10 protein-coding genes and 1 tRNA gene are annotated in these 16,133 nt (G+C 30.3%); 9 read left to right on the top strand and 2 right to left on the bottom strand.

Annotated features, from left to right (window positions below; translation table 11 throughout):
- Positions 1-259 precede the first annotated feature (259 nt).
- Complete coding sequence (dnaE, locus tag JL193_RS06965; RefSeq protein ID WP_207973097.1) at positions 260-4,597, bottom strand: DNA polymerase III subunit alpha; 4,338 nt, start codon at positions 4,595-4,597, stop codon at positions 260-262.
- A 187-nt stretch (positions 4,598-4,784) separates the two neighbouring features.
- Positions 4,785-5,234, bottom strand: a complete 450-nt coding sequence (locus JL193_RS06960) for a ferritin-like domain-containing protein (protein WP_207973096.1) — start codon at positions 5,232-5,234, stop codon at positions 4,785-4,787.
- 345 nt (positions 5,235-5,579) lie between these two features.
- On the opposite strand from JL193_RS06960, the gene JL193_RS06955 reads away from it, so the two are divergent.
- The 9 genes from JL193_RS06955 to JL193_RS06915 all read left to right on the top strand — a co-directional run bounded on the left by JL193_RS06955 (position 5,580) and on the right by JL193_RS06915 (position 16,130).
- Positions 5,580-6,101, top strand: coding sequence for a 30S ribosomal protein S16 (locus JL193_RS06955; RefSeq protein ID WP_207973095.1), 522 nt, complete (start codon positions 5,580-5,582; stop codon positions 6,099-6,101).
- Between the two features lie 18 nt (positions 6,102-6,119).
- Complete coding sequence (rimM, locus tag JL193_RS06950) at positions 6,120-6,644, top strand: ribosome maturation factor RimM (RefSeq protein ID WP_207973094.1); 525 nt, start codon at positions 6,120-6,122, stop codon at positions 6,642-6,644.
- A gap of 42 nt (positions 6,645-6,686) precedes the next feature.
- Positions 6,687-6,771: transfer RNA gene (locus tag JL193_RS06945), tRNA-Ser, on the top strand.
- Between the two features lie 237 nt (positions 6,772-7,008).
- Positions 7,009-8,223: a site-specific integrase gene (locus JL193_RS06940; protein ID WP_207973093.1), complete on the top strand. Its 1,215-nt coding sequence runs from the start codon at positions 7,009-7,011 to the stop codon at positions 8,221-8,223.
- A 148-nt stretch (positions 8,224-8,371) separates the two neighbouring features.
- Positions 8,372-10,345 (top strand): DUF4091 domain-containing protein, encoded by a 1,974-nt coding sequence (locus JL193_RS06935; RefSeq protein WP_207973092.1) that lies wholly within the window; start codon positions 8,372-8,374, stop codon positions 10,343-10,345.
- A complete protein-coding gene (locus JL193_RS06930; RefSeq protein WP_437440087.1) occupies positions 10,342-13,266 on the top strand; it encodes a glycoside hydrolase domain-containing protein in 2,925 nt (974 codons plus the stop codon). Before JL193_RS06935 ends, JL193_RS06930 begins: the two co-directional genes overlap by 4 nt.
- 28 nt (positions 13,267-13,294) lie before the next feature.
- Positions 13,295-13,933, top strand: coding sequence for a sugar-binding protein (locus tag JL193_RS06925; protein ID WP_207973090.1), 639 nt, complete (start codon positions 13,295-13,297; stop codon positions 13,931-13,933).
- Between the two features lie 177 nt (positions 13,934-14,110).
- Positions 14,111-15,067: a nucleotidyltransferase family protein gene (locus JL193_RS06920; protein ID WP_243456860.1), complete on the top strand. Its 957-nt coding sequence runs from the start codon at positions 14,111-14,113 to the stop codon at positions 15,065-15,067.
- Between the two features lies 1 nt (position 15,068).
- The gene (locus tag JL193_RS06915; protein ID WP_207973089.1) at positions 15,069-16,130 is read left to right on the top strand and encodes a phosphotransferase enzyme family protein; all 1,062 of its coding nucleotides are present in this window, start codon (positions 15,069-15,071) and stop codon (positions 16,128-16,130) included.
- Positions 16,131-16,133: the final 3 nt, after the last annotated feature.

The raw sequence follows: 16,133 nt of genomic DNA, 5'->3' as shown, positions 1-16,133 counted from the left end.
AAAAACTTGCAGGAATTCAAAAATATTTTTAAAAAAAACGAATAATAGAATTTATTTTCAACAAAAATGAAAAAAATAAAAGTGTTCTGGCTGTCATTTCGACCTTGTGGAGAAATCTTAGGCTAAATATAAGATTTCTCAACTACACTGCGTTTCGTTCGAAATGACAATAAACTGGTTTTTAAATAGATATTATCAATATTATATCGAACTCACGTTACAAGGTTTTTTTTGAAACCTTGCAGAATCTCACAAAATACTAATTCAACTTAAATTGTATCTGTTGCGTCTCTAAAGTCGCCAATAACTCGTTTGTAATATGAATTTTTGTGTTTCTACTTGGCAAACTTACTTCTAATTTCTCTTTTTCGTCCCAAACTGTAAAATTCAAACTTTGTTTTCCTGGCGAATTTTTTAAAATAGACTCTAAATTTAAAATGGTATTGGCATTAATTTCTTCTATAGGAAGTTGTATGGTTACTTTTTTACAAAGCTCGTCCATAATGTCATGAAGAAGCTTCATTTCTGTAAATTTTAACCTTGGTTCTCCTGTAACACCTTCTTTATTTGTCCAACCTGGTTGAATTGTACATCGCACAAACAAGAAAGAATTGGGCACTAAAAAGTGTTTCATTCTTAAATAATCTTCACCAAAAATTCGAAATTCGTGGCTATCGCCATAATCTTCCATCGTAAACATTGCCCAACCTTTACCAGCTTTAGAAACTCGATGCTGTACATCTGTAACAATGGCGGCAAATGCTAAATTCATGTTTACATATTTTGCCAAATCTTCTTTAAAATATTTTAAAGCAGCGTTGCAAAATTTCATTTCATTTTTAAAATCATCTAAAGGATGTGCAGAAATATAAATTCCAATCACTTCTTTTTCTTGTGATAATAATTCCATGGTTCCCCAACTTTCGCATTGTGGAATTTCTGGTTCTGGAAATTGTACAGTAGAAGTTTCACCAAACATAGAAACTTGTGCAGAATTTGCATTTTCTTGAAATTTGCTTCCAAATTTCATAGCACGTTCTAAGAAGGTAATTCCTTTTTCGTCTTTTGCAAAATATTGTGCTCTGTGTGTATTTGTAAAAGAATCGAAAGCGCCTGCTTTTACCAAGCTATCAAACGATTTTTTATTGGCGGCTCGCAAATCTACACGCTTTGCCAAATCGAAAATAGAAGTATAATTTCCGTTTTCTTCTCTTTCTTTAATAATGGCTCTTACTGCTGCAGCTCCAACACCTTTTACAGCAGCCATTCCAAAACGAACAGCACCTTCTTTGTTTACAGAGAATTTTAGGTAAGATTCATTTAAATCGGGACCTAAAACTTGCAATCCCATTCGTTTACACTCTTCCATAAAAAAAGAAACGGCTTTAATATCTTTCATATTATTAGAAAGTACAGAAGCCATATATTCTGCAGGATAATGTGCTTTTAAATAGGCAGTTTGGTAAGCAATCCATGCATAGCAAGTAGAGTGCGATTTGTTAAAAGCGTAACTTGCAAAGGCTTCCCAATCTTTCCAGATTTTTTCTAATTTTTTTGGGTCATGGCCATTTGCTGCGGCTTGTTCTACAAATTTTGGTTTCATTTTATCTAAAACCGCTATTTGTTTTTTACCCATTGCTTTTCGTAAAACGTCGGCTTCACCTTTGGTAAAATTTGCCAACTTTTGCGAGAGTAACATTACTTGCTCTTGATAGACGGTAATTCCGTAAGTTTCTGCCAAATATTCTTCCATGGCAGGTAAATCGTACTCAATATCTTCTGTACCGTGTTTTCTGTTGATAAAACTAGGGATGTATTCCATAGGTCCAGGTCTGTACAGGGCGTTCATGGCAATTAAATCTGCAAAAACGGTTGGTTTTAAAGAACGCATGTGTTTTTGCATTCCTGGAGATTCGTATTGAAAAATACCTACAGTTTCTCCTCTTTGAAACAATTCATAGGTTTTTTTATCATCTAAAGGAAACGTTTCTGGGTCTAATTCTATACCATGTTTTGCTTTTACAATTTTTACAGTGTCTTTAATTAAAGTTAATGTTTTTAGCCCTAAAAAGTCCATTTTTAATAAACCTGCAGATTCTACTACAGAGTTATCGAACTGGGTAACATACATGTCTGAATCTTTTGCTAAAGCAACAGGAACGTAATCTGTAATATCTCCAGGTGTAATAATTACACCACAAGCATGTATTCCAGTATTTCTAACAGAACCTTCTAAAATGGTGGCTTTATTAATGGTTTCTGAAACCAAATCGTTTCCAAAAGACATGTGTCTTAATTCTTCAACCAGTTGTTTTTCTTCAGCTCTTAAACCTTCTACTTTACTTTTACTTTTAGCATCATCACCAAAAATATTTTTTAGTTTAATTCCAGGAATTAATTTAGCAATTCTATCGGCTTCAAAAAGCGGTAAATCTAAAACTCTGGCAGTGTCTCGAATGGAAGATTTTGCAGCCATGGTTCCATACGTTATAATTTGTGCTACTTGATTAGCACCGTATTTATCAATTACATAATCCATCACTTTACTTCGTCCTTCATCATCAAAATCGATATCGATATCTGGCATCGAAATACGTTCTGGATTTAAGAAACGCTCAAAAAGTAAATCGTATTTAATTGGGTCGATATTGGTAATCCACAAACAATAGGCAACTACAGAACCTGCTGCAGAACCACGCCCTGGGCCTACTGCAACCCCCATGTTTCTGGCTTCGCGTATAAAATCTTCAACAATTAAAAAATAACCTGGATATCCTGTTTTTTCAATTACAGAAAGCTCAAAATCTAAACGTTCTTTAATAGATTCTGTGATTTCTCCATAGCGTTTTTTTGCACCTTCGTAAGTTAAATGGCGTAAGAAATTATTTTCTCCACGTTTTCCTCCATCTTCTTTGTCTTTTTCGTCGATAAATTCTTCAGGAATATCAAAAGCTGGTAACAAAACATCTCTTGCTAGTGTAAAAATTTCGATTTTATCTACAATTTCTTGAATGTTGATAATCGCTTCTGGTAAATCTGCAAATAGGGCTTTCATTTCATCCGAAGATTTAAAATAATACTCCTCATTTGGCAAACCATATCTATACCCGCGACCTTTTCCTTTAGGTGTTGCTTGTTTTTCGCCATCTTTTACACAGAGTAAAATATCGTGGGCATTTGCATCTTTTTTTTCTAAATAAAAGGTGTTGTTTGTGGCAACAATTTTAATATCGTGGGCGCTAGAAAACTTTAACAAAGTTTCGTTTACAATGGTTTCATCTTGTTGGTTATGGCGCATCAACTCGATGTATAAATCGTCTTTAAATTCCTCTTTCCACCAAAGCAATGCTTCTTCTGCTTGTTTTTCTCCGAGATTTAGAATTTTACTAGGTACTTCACCATATAAATTTCCTGTTAAAACAATAATATCTTCTTTGTATTTTTTTACAACTTCTTTGTCGATTCTTGGAACGTAATAAAAACCATCTACAAAAGCGATGGAAGACATTTTTGCTAAATTATGATAGCCGTTTTTATTTTTTGCTAACAAAACAATCTGGTAACCATTGTCTTTAACTGTTTTGTTTTTATGGTCTTCGCAAACGTTAAATTCACACCCAATAATTGGTTTTATTGGGTTTTCTGTAGTTTTATTATGATTTAAAATAGCGCTTACAAAGTGAAAAGAGGCCATCATATTTGCAGTATCTGTCATTGCAATGGCTGGCATATTGTCTTTGGCAGCGGCTTTTACAATGTTGCCTATTTGCATGGTAGATTGTAAAACAGAAAACTGTGTGTGATTGTGTAAATGTGCAAATTTTACATCTTTTAATTTGGCCAAACCAGCAGAAGTCGATTTTGTATCTGCAGTGTCTTTTAATTTTTCGAGACGTTGGCGAATTTTATCGCTTTCTTGTTTTAGGTTGATGTGTTTTAAGCCAATAACCTGAATTGGTTTTGGATTTGCTTCCGAAAAGTTTTTAAAATAATTTTCATCTACATCTAACTCTTCTTTGGTAAATTCTCGTAAACGAATCAATTCTAAAAAACAACGTGTTGTTGCTTCAACATCTGCAGTTGCATTGTGTGCTTCGTTAAAATCGACGCCAAATAAATAATTATGCAATTCTGTTAAAGTAGGCAATTTAAATTTTCCTCCACGACCACCAGGAATTTGACACAGTGTTGCTGTTTTTTCTGTACATGTATCTAAAACAGGAAGAGAAGTAAGGTTGTTTTCGATACCTAATCTATGGAATTCGCATCCCATAATATGAATATCAAATTGTAAGTTCTGCCCAACAATAAATTTTGTTTTTCCTAGAGCTTTATTAAATAATCGCAAACCTTCGTCTAAATCGATTCCTTTTTCTTCTGCTAATTCTGTAGAAATTCCATGAATTCTCTCTGCATCGTAAGGAATGTTATAGCCTTCTGGCTTTATTAAAAAATCGTTATGTTCTAATACATTTCCCATACCATCGTGCAATTGCCACGCAATTTGCACACACCTTGGCCAGTTGTCTGTATCTGTTATTGGGGCATTCCAACTTTTAGGTAAACCCGTGGTTTCTGTATCGAAAATTAAGTACATTTATTGTGTAATTGTGCTTTAAATAGTTTTTACTATTATTTTTTGGGAAGTTAAAAATACAAAAACATAAGAGATTTTAGGTTGCTAATTTTAACCACTTATCAACAACAAAAAAGTCAACCTAATTAAAGGTTGACTTTTTAAAATTTATAATTCTAACTAATTTATAATAAAACAGTGGCTTAAATTACGAAGCTAAATGTTCTTCTAATTTTAAAGAATTAATAGCCGCTTGAATTTGCTGTCTTTGATTTTCTAGCATTTTTCTTGTTGATGGCGCAAAAGAATCTTCTTTTAAGATTTCGTCATACTCTTCTAAACTTGCTTTTTCTCCTCTTAATGCTTCTTCTAAAATTGCTTCTTCGTCATTAGAACTAAATAAAGATTTTAAAGACATCCAGTTTCTGTGCATTGTTCCTTTAAAAGAACCATTGTCTTCTGGAATTTGCCCATAAGATAAAATTTCTGTTCTTAATTCTTTTGCAAACATACTTCTTTCTGAAGCCCTGTTTTTAAAAAAGATTTTTAATTTAGAACTATCTACATTATCTGCAGAATTTAGGTATCCTTTTTCTGCATCGTAATTCTTTTCTAATAATTCGTTTAACTTGTTCGAAACTTTTTCTGTGTACTTCATAATATCATTTTCATTTTAAATTTCAATAAATTATTTTGAGATGCGTATTGTTTCACATCTTAACAACACTTCAAATTTAAGGCAAAGCTAGAGTTTCGATTGCTTTAAAAGATTTGATTATTAACTCATTTGATTTTTTAAGAAATAAACTAAATTCTACATAAGAAAAAAGCGAGTAACCTTTCGGTTTCGCTCGAGGTAAACTCCAGCCCATTAAAACACCCAAAAAAATATTAAAGTTTAGAGTTTTAGTTTCAAAAGGTTTTTGTATTTTTGCGCCCACTTACTACGAGATGGTAAGATTTTTAATAATCGAGGTCGAGAACCTCAAAAAATTAATAAATTATGTCTGTAAAAATCAGATTACAAAGACACGGAAAAAAGGGCAAGCCATTTTATTGGATTGTTGCTGCTGATGCACGTGCAAAAAGAGATGGTAAATACTTAGAAAAAATAGGTACTTACAATCCAAATGTAAACCCTGCAGTTATCGATTTAGATGTAGATAAAGCTGTAGCATGGTTACAAAATGGTGCACAACCAACAGATACTGCAAAAAACATTTTATCTTACAAAGGCGCTATGTTAAAGAATCATTTAGCTGGTGGTGTAAGAAAAGGGGCTTTAACGCAAGAACAAGCAGATGCAAAATTTAATGCTTGGGTTGAAGAAAAAGCAACTAAAATTGCCGACAAAGAAGCTGGTTTATCTAAAGCAGAGTCTGAAGCAAAAGCAAAAGCCTTAGCAGCCGAAAAAGCTGTAAATGAAGCAAGAATCGAAGCAGCGAAACCAGTTGTCGAAGAAGAAGTTGCGGAAGAAGCAGCTGCAGAATCTATTGATGATACACAAGCGAAAGCAACTGAATAATTATAGTTTCTGCGAATTATGCGTAAAGAAGATTGTTTTTATTTAGGCAGAATCGTAACAAAATATAGTTTTAAGGGTGAAGTTGTTATTAAGTTAGATACAGACGAACCCGAGTTGTACAGAGAAATGGAATCAGTTTACGTTGAAATTGGCGCAAACTTGGTTCCATTTTTTATTGAAAAAAGTTCGTTGCATAAGGGAAATCAATTGCGTGTTCAGTTCGAAGATGTATATTCGGAAGAGGAAGCAGATACCATCTTAAAATGTGGTATTTATTTACCTATAAGTTTATTGCCTGAATTGTCTGGAGATAAATTTTATTTTCATGAAGTAATTGGTTTTACTGTTGTAGATGCTAATTTTGGCAAAGTCGGACAAATTGTTCATATAAACGACAAAGCTGCACAACCACTTTTTGAAATCGATAGAGAAGGAAAAGAAATTTTTATTCCTATGGTAGATGATTTCATTAAAAAAGTAGATAGAGAAAACAAAACGATAGAGGTCGAAACTCCTAATGGGTTGATTGAACTTTATCTTTAGTTTTTTTAAATAAGAAAAAACTGAAACAAATTCAGTATAAAAAGAGAGGTGGCCGAGTGGTCGAAGGCGCACGCCTGGAAAGTGTGTATGCGGCAACGTATCGAGGGTTCGAATCCCTTCCTCTCTGCGATAGAGGTATCAAATTAAATGAAAACCCTATAAACATTATGTTTATAGGGTTTTTAATGTATGCTTCATATCAATTAAAATCATTAAAAATTGATCTAAAAGGTGCTTATTAGGTGTCTATTTTCATAATCTTCAACTGACACCGAATTAAACTAAATGTACTGATATTTAATTAGTTATATGTTTTTATAATTTATTTTTTGTATATTTATGTTATAATAGTTAACTGACACCTATGCAACATTTATTCTCTTTTATCTTTTATATAAAGCGTAGTAAAGCTGATAAAAATGGAAAAGCCAATATTTATTTAAGAATTACCGTAAATGGTAAGAGAGCTGAATTAAGTATTTCCAGAAAAGTAGATGTTAAAAAATGGATTTCTTCTGCAGGTAAAATGAAAGGTTCTTCTGGAGAAGCTCAACAGCTTAATAAATATATTGACAGTATAGCAAATAGAATTTATAAAATACATCAAAAATTAGTAGAAGAGAATAAATTAATTACAGCTATAAATATTAGAAATATTTACCAAGGTAAAAATGAGATTAGAAAAATGACTTTGGAAATATTTGAAAATCATAATATTCAAATGGAAAAGCTAATTGGTAAAGATTACGCATTAGGTACATCAGAAAGGTATAAAACTGCAAAAAAACATTTAAAAAATTATATTAATCAAGAATATAAAATAGAAGATATACCAGTAAAAGATATTAACAATAAATTTATTACTGGCTTCGAGTATTATTTGAAAACAGAAAAAAATTGCGCTCATAATACAACCATAAAATACATTACCAATTTTAAGAAAATTGTTAGAATTGCTTATGCCAATGACTGGATAAGTAAAGATCCATTTTATAATTGGAAAGCGAGACTTAAAACAGTAGAAAGAGAGTTTTTATCAAAAGAAGAAATTGAAAAATTGGTATCAAAAGAGCTTGCTATAAAAAGATTGAATCAAGTTAAAGATATATTTATATTCAGTTGTTTTACAGGATTAGCATACAGTGATGTTAAAAAACTGTCGCATAGTGATATTGTAATTGGTATAGATGGTAATAGATGGATAAAAACTTATAGAACAAAAACTAATTCAAGGAGTAATATACCCTTACTTTCTACTGCAGAAGCAATTATTGAAAAATATAGCAATCATCCAGGTGTGGTAAAAAGTCAGTTTTTACTACCTGTACTTAGTAATCAAAAAATGAATGCATATTTGAAGGAAATCGCGGATGTTTGTGGAATCAATAAAAACTTAACTTTTCATTTGGCACGTCATACTTTTGCAACATCTGTAACACTAACAAATGGGGTTCCCATTGAAACAGTTAGTAAAATGTTAGGTCATAAGTCTTTGAAAACAACTCAGCATTATGCAAAAATTCTTGACAAAAAAGTAAGCGAGGATATGAATTTACTTAAGCAAAGATTAAGCTGTTAATTCTTACTTTAATCTAAAACCTTATAAAATATACTGTTTTGTCTCCAAATATTATTGTAATCTGAAAACACAACCTATTTAATACACTTACACACACCTTAAAACTATAAGTATAGTTCTAATTTTATGGTTTTAATAATTTATGGTTATGAAGCAATTGTTTAAATTGGGTGTATTTATAGGGTTTTTATTTTTAGTAACGAGTTGTAAAGAGAATGATACTAAAGCTCAAGGAAATGGTAATATATTAGATAATATAAAAAGTGTACCTGAATGGTTAAAGATGAATGTAGAAGAATCTTTACCTAATAAAGGTCTCAATATTTGGGTGCCAACAGGAAATTTACAAACATCTTCTCTTATAAGGGTTCCTAGGTTTCCAAGAAAAATATCTGAAACAGAAATAAATAAAAACCCAGCGTTAGAAGACTTTGTTATAAAAAAAATAGATGAAGATTCTGTTTTAAAATTACAAGCAGTAAGAAATGAGCAAATTTCTGCACAAATAGCAATAGCTTCTAATAGATATATTGAGGATTTAAATGTTTCATTTTCAGATTTTAAAAATAATAATGGAGATGTATTTAATAAAAAATTTATTCAATCTAGATATGTTAAATACTTATCAGTTGAAAGAGCGAGAAGTGAATATGTTTGGTCTCCAAAAATTGAAGATATTGTAGGTGAAGGGGTTTCAGGTACAATGTCACCAAATGTTGTAGGTGATCCTTTAATGGAATATTCTAAAGTTGATGTACCTGAATATAGAGCACAACCAATCTGGTTTACCTTCAAAATACCTAAGAACCAGAAACCTGGAATTTACTTTGGTGTTTTGAAACTAAAATCAAAAAAATTGGTTGATAAAGAATATAATATCAAAATTATTATTGAGGACTCTTCAATACCAGATTATATAAATTATAAATTTCATTTAGATTTATGGATTAACCCAAGTTCTATAGCTAGTTATTATGGATACAAAGATTGGTCTGATAAACATTGGGATATGTTAGAGGTATATTTAAAAGATTATGCTTCTAGAGGGGGGAAAAATATTACAACTACTATAACACATGAACCTTGGCATAAACCTTGGATAAATCAAACGACAATATCACAATCTAATTTTGGATATAAGAGTATGGTGGAATGGAGAAAAGATAAAGAGGATAATTGGGTTTTCGATTTTTCTGTTTTTGATAAATATATTGAATTGGCAACAAGGTTAGGAATTAATGAATCTATCAATGCATATTCTTTAACTCCTTTTCATACAAATCAAAAAATTCATTATTATGATGAAGCGACAAATACAAATAAGGTATTAGAGTTAAATGTTGGTGACGAAGAATATAAGAAAACTTGGACTAAATTTTTAAAAGATTTTAAAAATCATTTAATTAAAAAAGGTTGGTTTAATAGAACATACTTAGGTTTTGATGAAAAACCACAAGAAGTATTAGAATTATTATACGGAATAATTAGAGAATCATCCCCTGAGTTTTTAGATAGAATTATAGTTGCTGGACATCCAGAAACTACTAAATATGCTCAGAACCTATCAATATCTTATATGTTTTTTCCTGGGCAGAAATTAGAAGAAAAGGCTGTTGTTCCAGTAATTCCAACAATATCAAAAAGGAATAATGAAAATAAAATTACTACTTTTTATTTATGTGCTGAACCCAGTCACCCAAACACACTTACCTATTCTCCAGCTATAGAATCTCAAATGATTCCCTGGTTAGCTTTAAAGTATAAAACAAATGGTTATTTAAGGTGGGCTTATAATAATTGGACAAGTAACCCATTTCAATCCCCTGTATTCATTCATAACCAAGGTGATGATTATTATGTTTATCCAGGTAAAAATGGCCCAATATCTAGTATTAGATGGGAATTGTTAAAGGAAGGTATAGAAGATTATGAGTTATTTTCTTTAATAAAAGAGAATAGAGATCTAAGTGAATATGACCTTAAATTAGCAGTTGACCTAGCAACAAAAAATCAAGATGGTAGGTTTAAAAAAGCGATAGATATGTATATGTATAAAAATCTATTACTAAAAGACAATAGTTTATTAGTAGATAATAATGATTTCAAAATACAAAAAAAATGAATAGCAAAAGAAAAAAAATATTAGACATAGTAATTATTGTATTAATCTCTTTTGGATTCAAGTTATATTCACAAAATATTCAAGGGTCATTCGAATCTAAATTCAAACGTTATCAAAAGAATGAGAGTTTTGAAGGCGGCCAAACTCAAAGTTGGAATTTGGTTGTTTGGAAAGGGGAACGTATTAATAAACAAATAGTGTTATGGAGTAATTCTGATATTAATGGATTATCCTACAATATAAGTGACTTTCAAGGTGGAAGTAATAAAATTGATAATTCAAATATAAAATTACGATTCGGAAAATATATTAAAGGTGATCCCGAGTCAAGAACTTGTTCGCGTTACCCAACGCGCACATCATCTATAGAAATTATTGACGCGCTTATAGAAGAAGAAATAACTTCAATTACACCCACAGACCCATTAAAGCTATGGGTAACTATAGATGTACCCAAGAATACATCAATAGGTGTATATAATGGTACGATAACTGTAAACGGAGCAACTAATTCTTTAAATTTTGATATTAGTATTCAAGTTGTTGATTACACATTACCAGATGTCCCAAATTGGAGCTTCCATTTAGATTTGTGGCAATTTCCTGTTAATATTTTAAATCACTTTAATACTTCTAATCCTTCTAATAAAATAAGGCTATGGTCTGATGAACACTTCAACTTAATAGAGCCTTTTTACAAACATCTTGCAGATAGTGGTCAAAAATCTATTACAACATACATTAAAGAAGATGCTTTGGGTGCAACATCTATGATAAAATGGATAAAAAAAATAGACGGTACTTGGGAGTATGATTTTACAGTTTTTGATAAGTACGTAGGTAAATTAATGTCTTGGGGCATTACAAAACAAATTAGTTGCTTTTCTCCTGTTGGTTGGAATGAAGAAATTATTCCTTATTGGGATAAGTCTACAAATACCAAACTTAACTTAAGTGCTCCATTAAATTCAACAGCATATAGTGATAGATGGGAGCATTTTTTAACGGAATTTAAATTACATTTAGATAGTAAAGGTTGGTTTGATAAATCTGTATTGTATTTAGATGAAGTTTCTGAAGATAAATTAGATAGGGTTGTATCTGTTGTTAAAGGCAATAATCAAAACTGGAAGTTAGGTATTGCTTATTCTCATGGCTTAACTAATGCTTCAAAATCTAATTTTTATGACCTATCAGGTATTTTAGAAGATGCTTCTAATGAAGGTATTACTGGTAATAAAATTTCCACATTTTATACCAGTTGTACTCAACTACAACCCAACAATTATATTACTCCAGAAAATAGTCCAGCAGAAATGTCTTGGATGCCTTGGTATGCTTTTAACAAAGGTTTTAAAGGGTATCTAAGATGGGCTTATGATTATTGGCAAAAAACAGATCCTTTTGACGCAAGAGATGGGGCTCATACAGCAGGTGATTTTTCAATGGTTTATAGAGCCTCTAATAACAGACCATCTACTTTGATAACAAGTATTCGTTTAGAATTACTTAGAGAAGGAATTCAAGATTTTGAGAAGCTAAATATATTAAAAACTTCTTTAGAAGTATCATCAGATCTATATGATAAAGAAATATTAGAAGCACTAAATACTATAATTTCAAAGTTTACTATAAATAGTGGTTCAAATTCCAAACAATTAGTTATTGAAGGGCAAAAAGCTATAAAAGAAATTTCTTTAGGAACTTTTTCTTATTGTAAAGTTAATGGGAATGTTAATGAGGATTATTTTGTAAGTTCTTTAACAACAGAAAATGGAAATAATAACATCAATTACTCAACAAATTTCTATCCGAATACAGGATATAAACGTCATACAAGCTCTAAAGTAAGTGTTTTACCTGGTGCAAGTTTCATTGTAAATTTAACGAATTCATCTGCCTCAAATTGTGCTAGAACAAAAGTATGGATAGATTGGAATAATGATGAAGATTTTGATGATATAGGCGAAGAAGTTTTTGAAGGAGGTGCATCAAATACATGTAATAATGGTTTAGCATATACAATACCAGTTACTGTTCCTAATGATGTATTTCAAGGGATAAAAAGAATGAGAGTACAGGTTAAGAATTCATTTGAATTAGAGCCAAAAGCATGTGGAACAAATGACAAATCCAGTACAACAGATTTTGATATCGAAGTTTTAGATGCGTATTGTAGTGTCTCTGGAACGGGTAATTATAATGCAAATAAAGTAATTACTTCAGGTGGTATTCTAAATATAAATTATAATGGTGGGAGTGGTACGAATAATTACATGTTTAGTGATCAGAAAATAATAACCACCAGATCTTCAACATTTAATTTATCAGTTACCAATTCTAATGGTTGGTCTAGGTCTTTAGTTTGGATTGATTGGAATGGTGATAACGATTTTGATGATTTAAATGAAAAACTAGCGCCATTAAGTGAAGAAAAAGTTTCTCAAGGTACTACCCCCTCATATTCTATAGAAGTTACAGTGCCTCCAAATGCTAAACATGGTGTTCATAAGATAAGAATTGTTACTGGAGATGCTTGGACTTATGAAGATAGTGCTATTCCAGATACTCCCTGTGGTATTCCAACTCCAGATGGTAGTCTTGAAAATGCTGCAATTAAAGATTTTTTCATGGAGATTACCTCTGGTTTAAGTTATAATAGCTTTGAGAAAAATTTAGAGTTTTCAGTATATCCAAATCCAGTAAAAAAATATTTCATAATAGAATCTTCTTCTTTAAGTAATAGAAATGTTAATTTAAAATTAGCCAATTATCTTGGACAAATAGTACTAGAAAAATATATTCCTGTATTTCAATCCCCTCAAAAGATTTATTTACCGAATAAGTTAATGAAAGGAATTTATCTTTTAAAGATAACTGTTAATAATAATGAGTACTATTCAAAATTGCTTAAAGTTTAGCAATATCTTAATATAATACTAAGTTTAAATGTCAGAAAAATATCAAGTAAAAAAAATTGAAAGAGGGAAACTTATTGTTTCTGGTAAAGCTGATAGTATATTTTGGAATAAGGCATATATAATAAATGGTTTATTATCTCCTTGGAGTATTTGTGATGGTAATAAAACAGTATTTAAAGCTTTGTGGGATGACGATTTTTTCTTCTTTGCTTTTATTGCAAATGATTCAGATCCTTACATAGATAATACGGATAATTCAAAATATAGTATTAATAATTCAGATAGAATTGAGCTTTTCTTTAGAACAAATAGTATAATGAATCCTTATTATTGTTTAGAAATAGATCCAACCCCTCGTATAATGGATTTTAAAGCTAAGCCTAATAAAAACTTCGATTTTAATTGGAACTGGCCTAAAAGTGATATTCAAGTAAAATCATCAAAAACAAATACAAATTTTATTGTTGAAGGGAAGATTAGTATAAAGTCTTTAATCACATTTAACTTGTTAATTGAAAATAGATTAGAGGTTGGGGTGTATAGAGCAAAATATACTCTAAATTCAAACAGTTTGTATGAACCAAATTGGTTTACTTGGATAGATCCAAAAACTAAAACACCCAATTTCCATACCTCAAGTTCTTTTGGTGTTTTTATATTGCTGTAAAATACAATTAGAGTCAATTATGGTTAAATAGAATTGGAGTTAAGTCCTTTATCTAACACAGCCAATTCTATTGAAAATCACTCATCTTTTTATTAATTATTAAAATACACACCTTATTTTACCAAAAACGGTATTATGCTTACAAGTTTTTCTTAGTTGTTTTGTAAAGGTATTTCTATGTTAATAATAGAATTCAACTCACAACAAATAAGAATTAGTAATAGAATGTGTAAAAAACCAACATTAGTCATATTAGCTGCAGGTATGGGTAGTAGATATGGAGGCTTAAAACAAATGGACTCTTTTACTCCAGAAGGAGATACAATTATAGATTTTTCTTTATATGATGCTATTCAAGCTGGTTTTGGTAAAGTTGTTTTTATCATAAGAAAAAGCTTTGAAAAAGAATTTAAGGAAATTTTTAATAAAAAACTTCAAGGAAAAATAGAGGTAGAATATATATTTCAAGAGTTGGATAATGTTCCAGAAAAATACAAAAATAAAGAAAGAGTTAAGCCATGGGGTACAGGACATGCGTTATTAATGACTAAAGATGTTGTAAAAGAAAATTTTGCTATTATAAATGCAGATGATTTTTACAGTAAACAAGCTTTTGATGTAATTGCAGAACAGTTAAGAAACACAGATAAAAATAGTTATGATTTTAGTATGGTAGCGTATTCATTAAAGAATACTGTTTCAGAAAATGGTTATGTTTCAAGAGGAGAATGTACTGTAGATGATAATAATTTCTTAACAGATGTTACAGAAAGAACAAGAATAGAAAAAATAGACGGTATTTTAAAAAGTGAGAATGAAAAAGAGGAAATGATTCCTATTAATGAAAACACAACAGTTTCTATGAATTTTTGGGGTTTTACCCCAAAATGTTTTGAATTTGGAGGTGAATTATTTTTAGAGTTTTTAGAGAGTAATAAAGAAAACCTGAAAGCAGAATTTTATTTACCACTTATTGTCAATAAAATGTTACAAAGTAAAAAAGCCTCTGTTAAAGTGTTAGAATCAGACGCTAAATGGTTTGGTGTAACTTATAGTGATGATAAGCTAAAAGCACAAAAAGAAATTAATAAATTAAAAATAAACGGAGTATATCCAACTAAATTATGGGATTAATATGAAAGCAAATACTCTAAAAAATATTTTTAACGAATTTGAGCATAAGTCAACTTTTGTAAGCTATTCTGAGTTAAATTCAGGGCATATTAATGATACTTTTTTAATAAAAGCTACAGGAAACAAAAACTTTATTCTTCAGAGAATTAACCATAAAATCTTTAAGGATGTACCAGGTTTAGTAAACAACAAAGTACTTACCAGTAAACATTTAAAAAGTAAGTTTCCAAATATTAAAGAAGAAGAGTTAAATCAAAAAGTATTAAGCTTTGTAAAAACTAAAAATTCAGATTTCTATTACTATAAAAAAGGGGGTAACTATTGGAATGTTATGATTTTTATTAATGATAGCATTACTCACGAAATTGTAAAAAATGAAGAAGTTGCCTATGAAGGAGGCAAGTTGTTAGGAAGGTTTTTAAACTTAACTTCAGATTTAGATAGTAGTGCGTTAATTAATGTAATACCTAACTTTCATGATATGTCTTTTCGATATGCTCAATATACATCATCATTACAGAGCGCATCTAAAGAAAGGTTGTTTAAAGCCGAAAAATATACAAGGCTAGTATCTAGTTTAAAAGATGAGATGCATATACTTCAAAGATTAAAAGAAACTGGAGATATACCAACAAGAGTAACCCATAACGATACAAAGATTTCCAATTCACTTTTTAACAAGGATAATAAAGGTATTTGTATGATTGATACAGATACTGTAATGCCAGGTATTATACACTATGATTTTGGTGACGCAATTAGAACTATTTGTAATACTGCTGCTGAAGATGAAAAAGATTTATCTAAAGTAGAATTCAATTTAGAATATTACAAAGCGTATGAAAAAGGATTTTTAGAACAAACAAAATTTTCACTGTCAGAAACTGAGTTAAAATACTTACCACTGGGAGCTAAGACAATGATTTTTATTATGGCTTTACGTTTTTTAACCGATTATTTAAATAACGATGTGTACTATAAAATAGATTACCACGGACACAATTTAGATAGGGCTAAAAATCAGTTTAAACTAATAGAAAGTTTTACAAACAAAATATCATAAAAT

The organism is Polaribacter batillariae, assembly GCF_017498485.1.
Lineage (GTDB): Bacteria > Bacteroidota > Bacteroidia > Flavobacteriales > Flavobacteriaceae > Polaribacter > Polaribacter batillariae.
Note: the sequence above shows the minus strand (reverse complement) of the source record. Positions and strands in the feature narration are given on the sequence as shown.

Coding starts and splice junctions, on each gene's coding strand:
- dnaE (WP_207973097.1), bottom strand. CDS start 4,597: ATGTACTTAATTTTCGATACAGAAACCACGGGTTTACCTAAAAGTTGG.
- JL193_RS06960 (WP_207973096.1), bottom strand. CDS start 5,234: ATGAAGTACACAGAAAAAGTTTCGAACAAGTTAAACGAATTATTAGAA.
- JL193_RS06955 (WP_207973095.1), top strand. CDS start 5,580: ATGTCTGTAAAAATCAGATTACAAAGACACGGAAAAAAGGGCAAGCCA.
- rimM (WP_207973094.1), top strand. CDS start 6,120: ATGCGTAAAGAAGATTGTTTTTATTTAGGCAGAATCGTAACAAAATAT.
- JL193_RS06940 (WP_207973093.1), top strand. CDS start 7,009: ATGCAACATTTATTCTCTTTTATCTTTTATATAAAGCGTAGTAAAGCT.
- JL193_RS06935 (WP_207973092.1), top strand. CDS start 8,372: ATGAAGCAATTGTTTAAATTGGGTGTATTTATAGGGTTTTTATTTTTA.
- JL193_RS06930 (WP_437440087.1), top strand. CDS start 10,342: ATGAATAGCAAAAGAAAAAAAATATTAGACATAGTAATTATTGTATTA.
- JL193_RS06925 (WP_207973090.1), top strand. CDS start 13,295: ATGTCAGAAAAATATCAAGTAAAAAAAATTGAAAGAGGGAAACTTATT.
- JL193_RS06920 (WP_243456860.1), top strand. CDS start 14,111: ATGTTAATAATAGAATTCAACTCACAACAAATAAGAATTAGTAATAGA.
- JL193_RS06915 (WP_207973089.1), top strand. CDS start 15,069: ATGAAAGCAAATACTCTAAAAAATATTTTTAACGAATTTGAGCATAAG.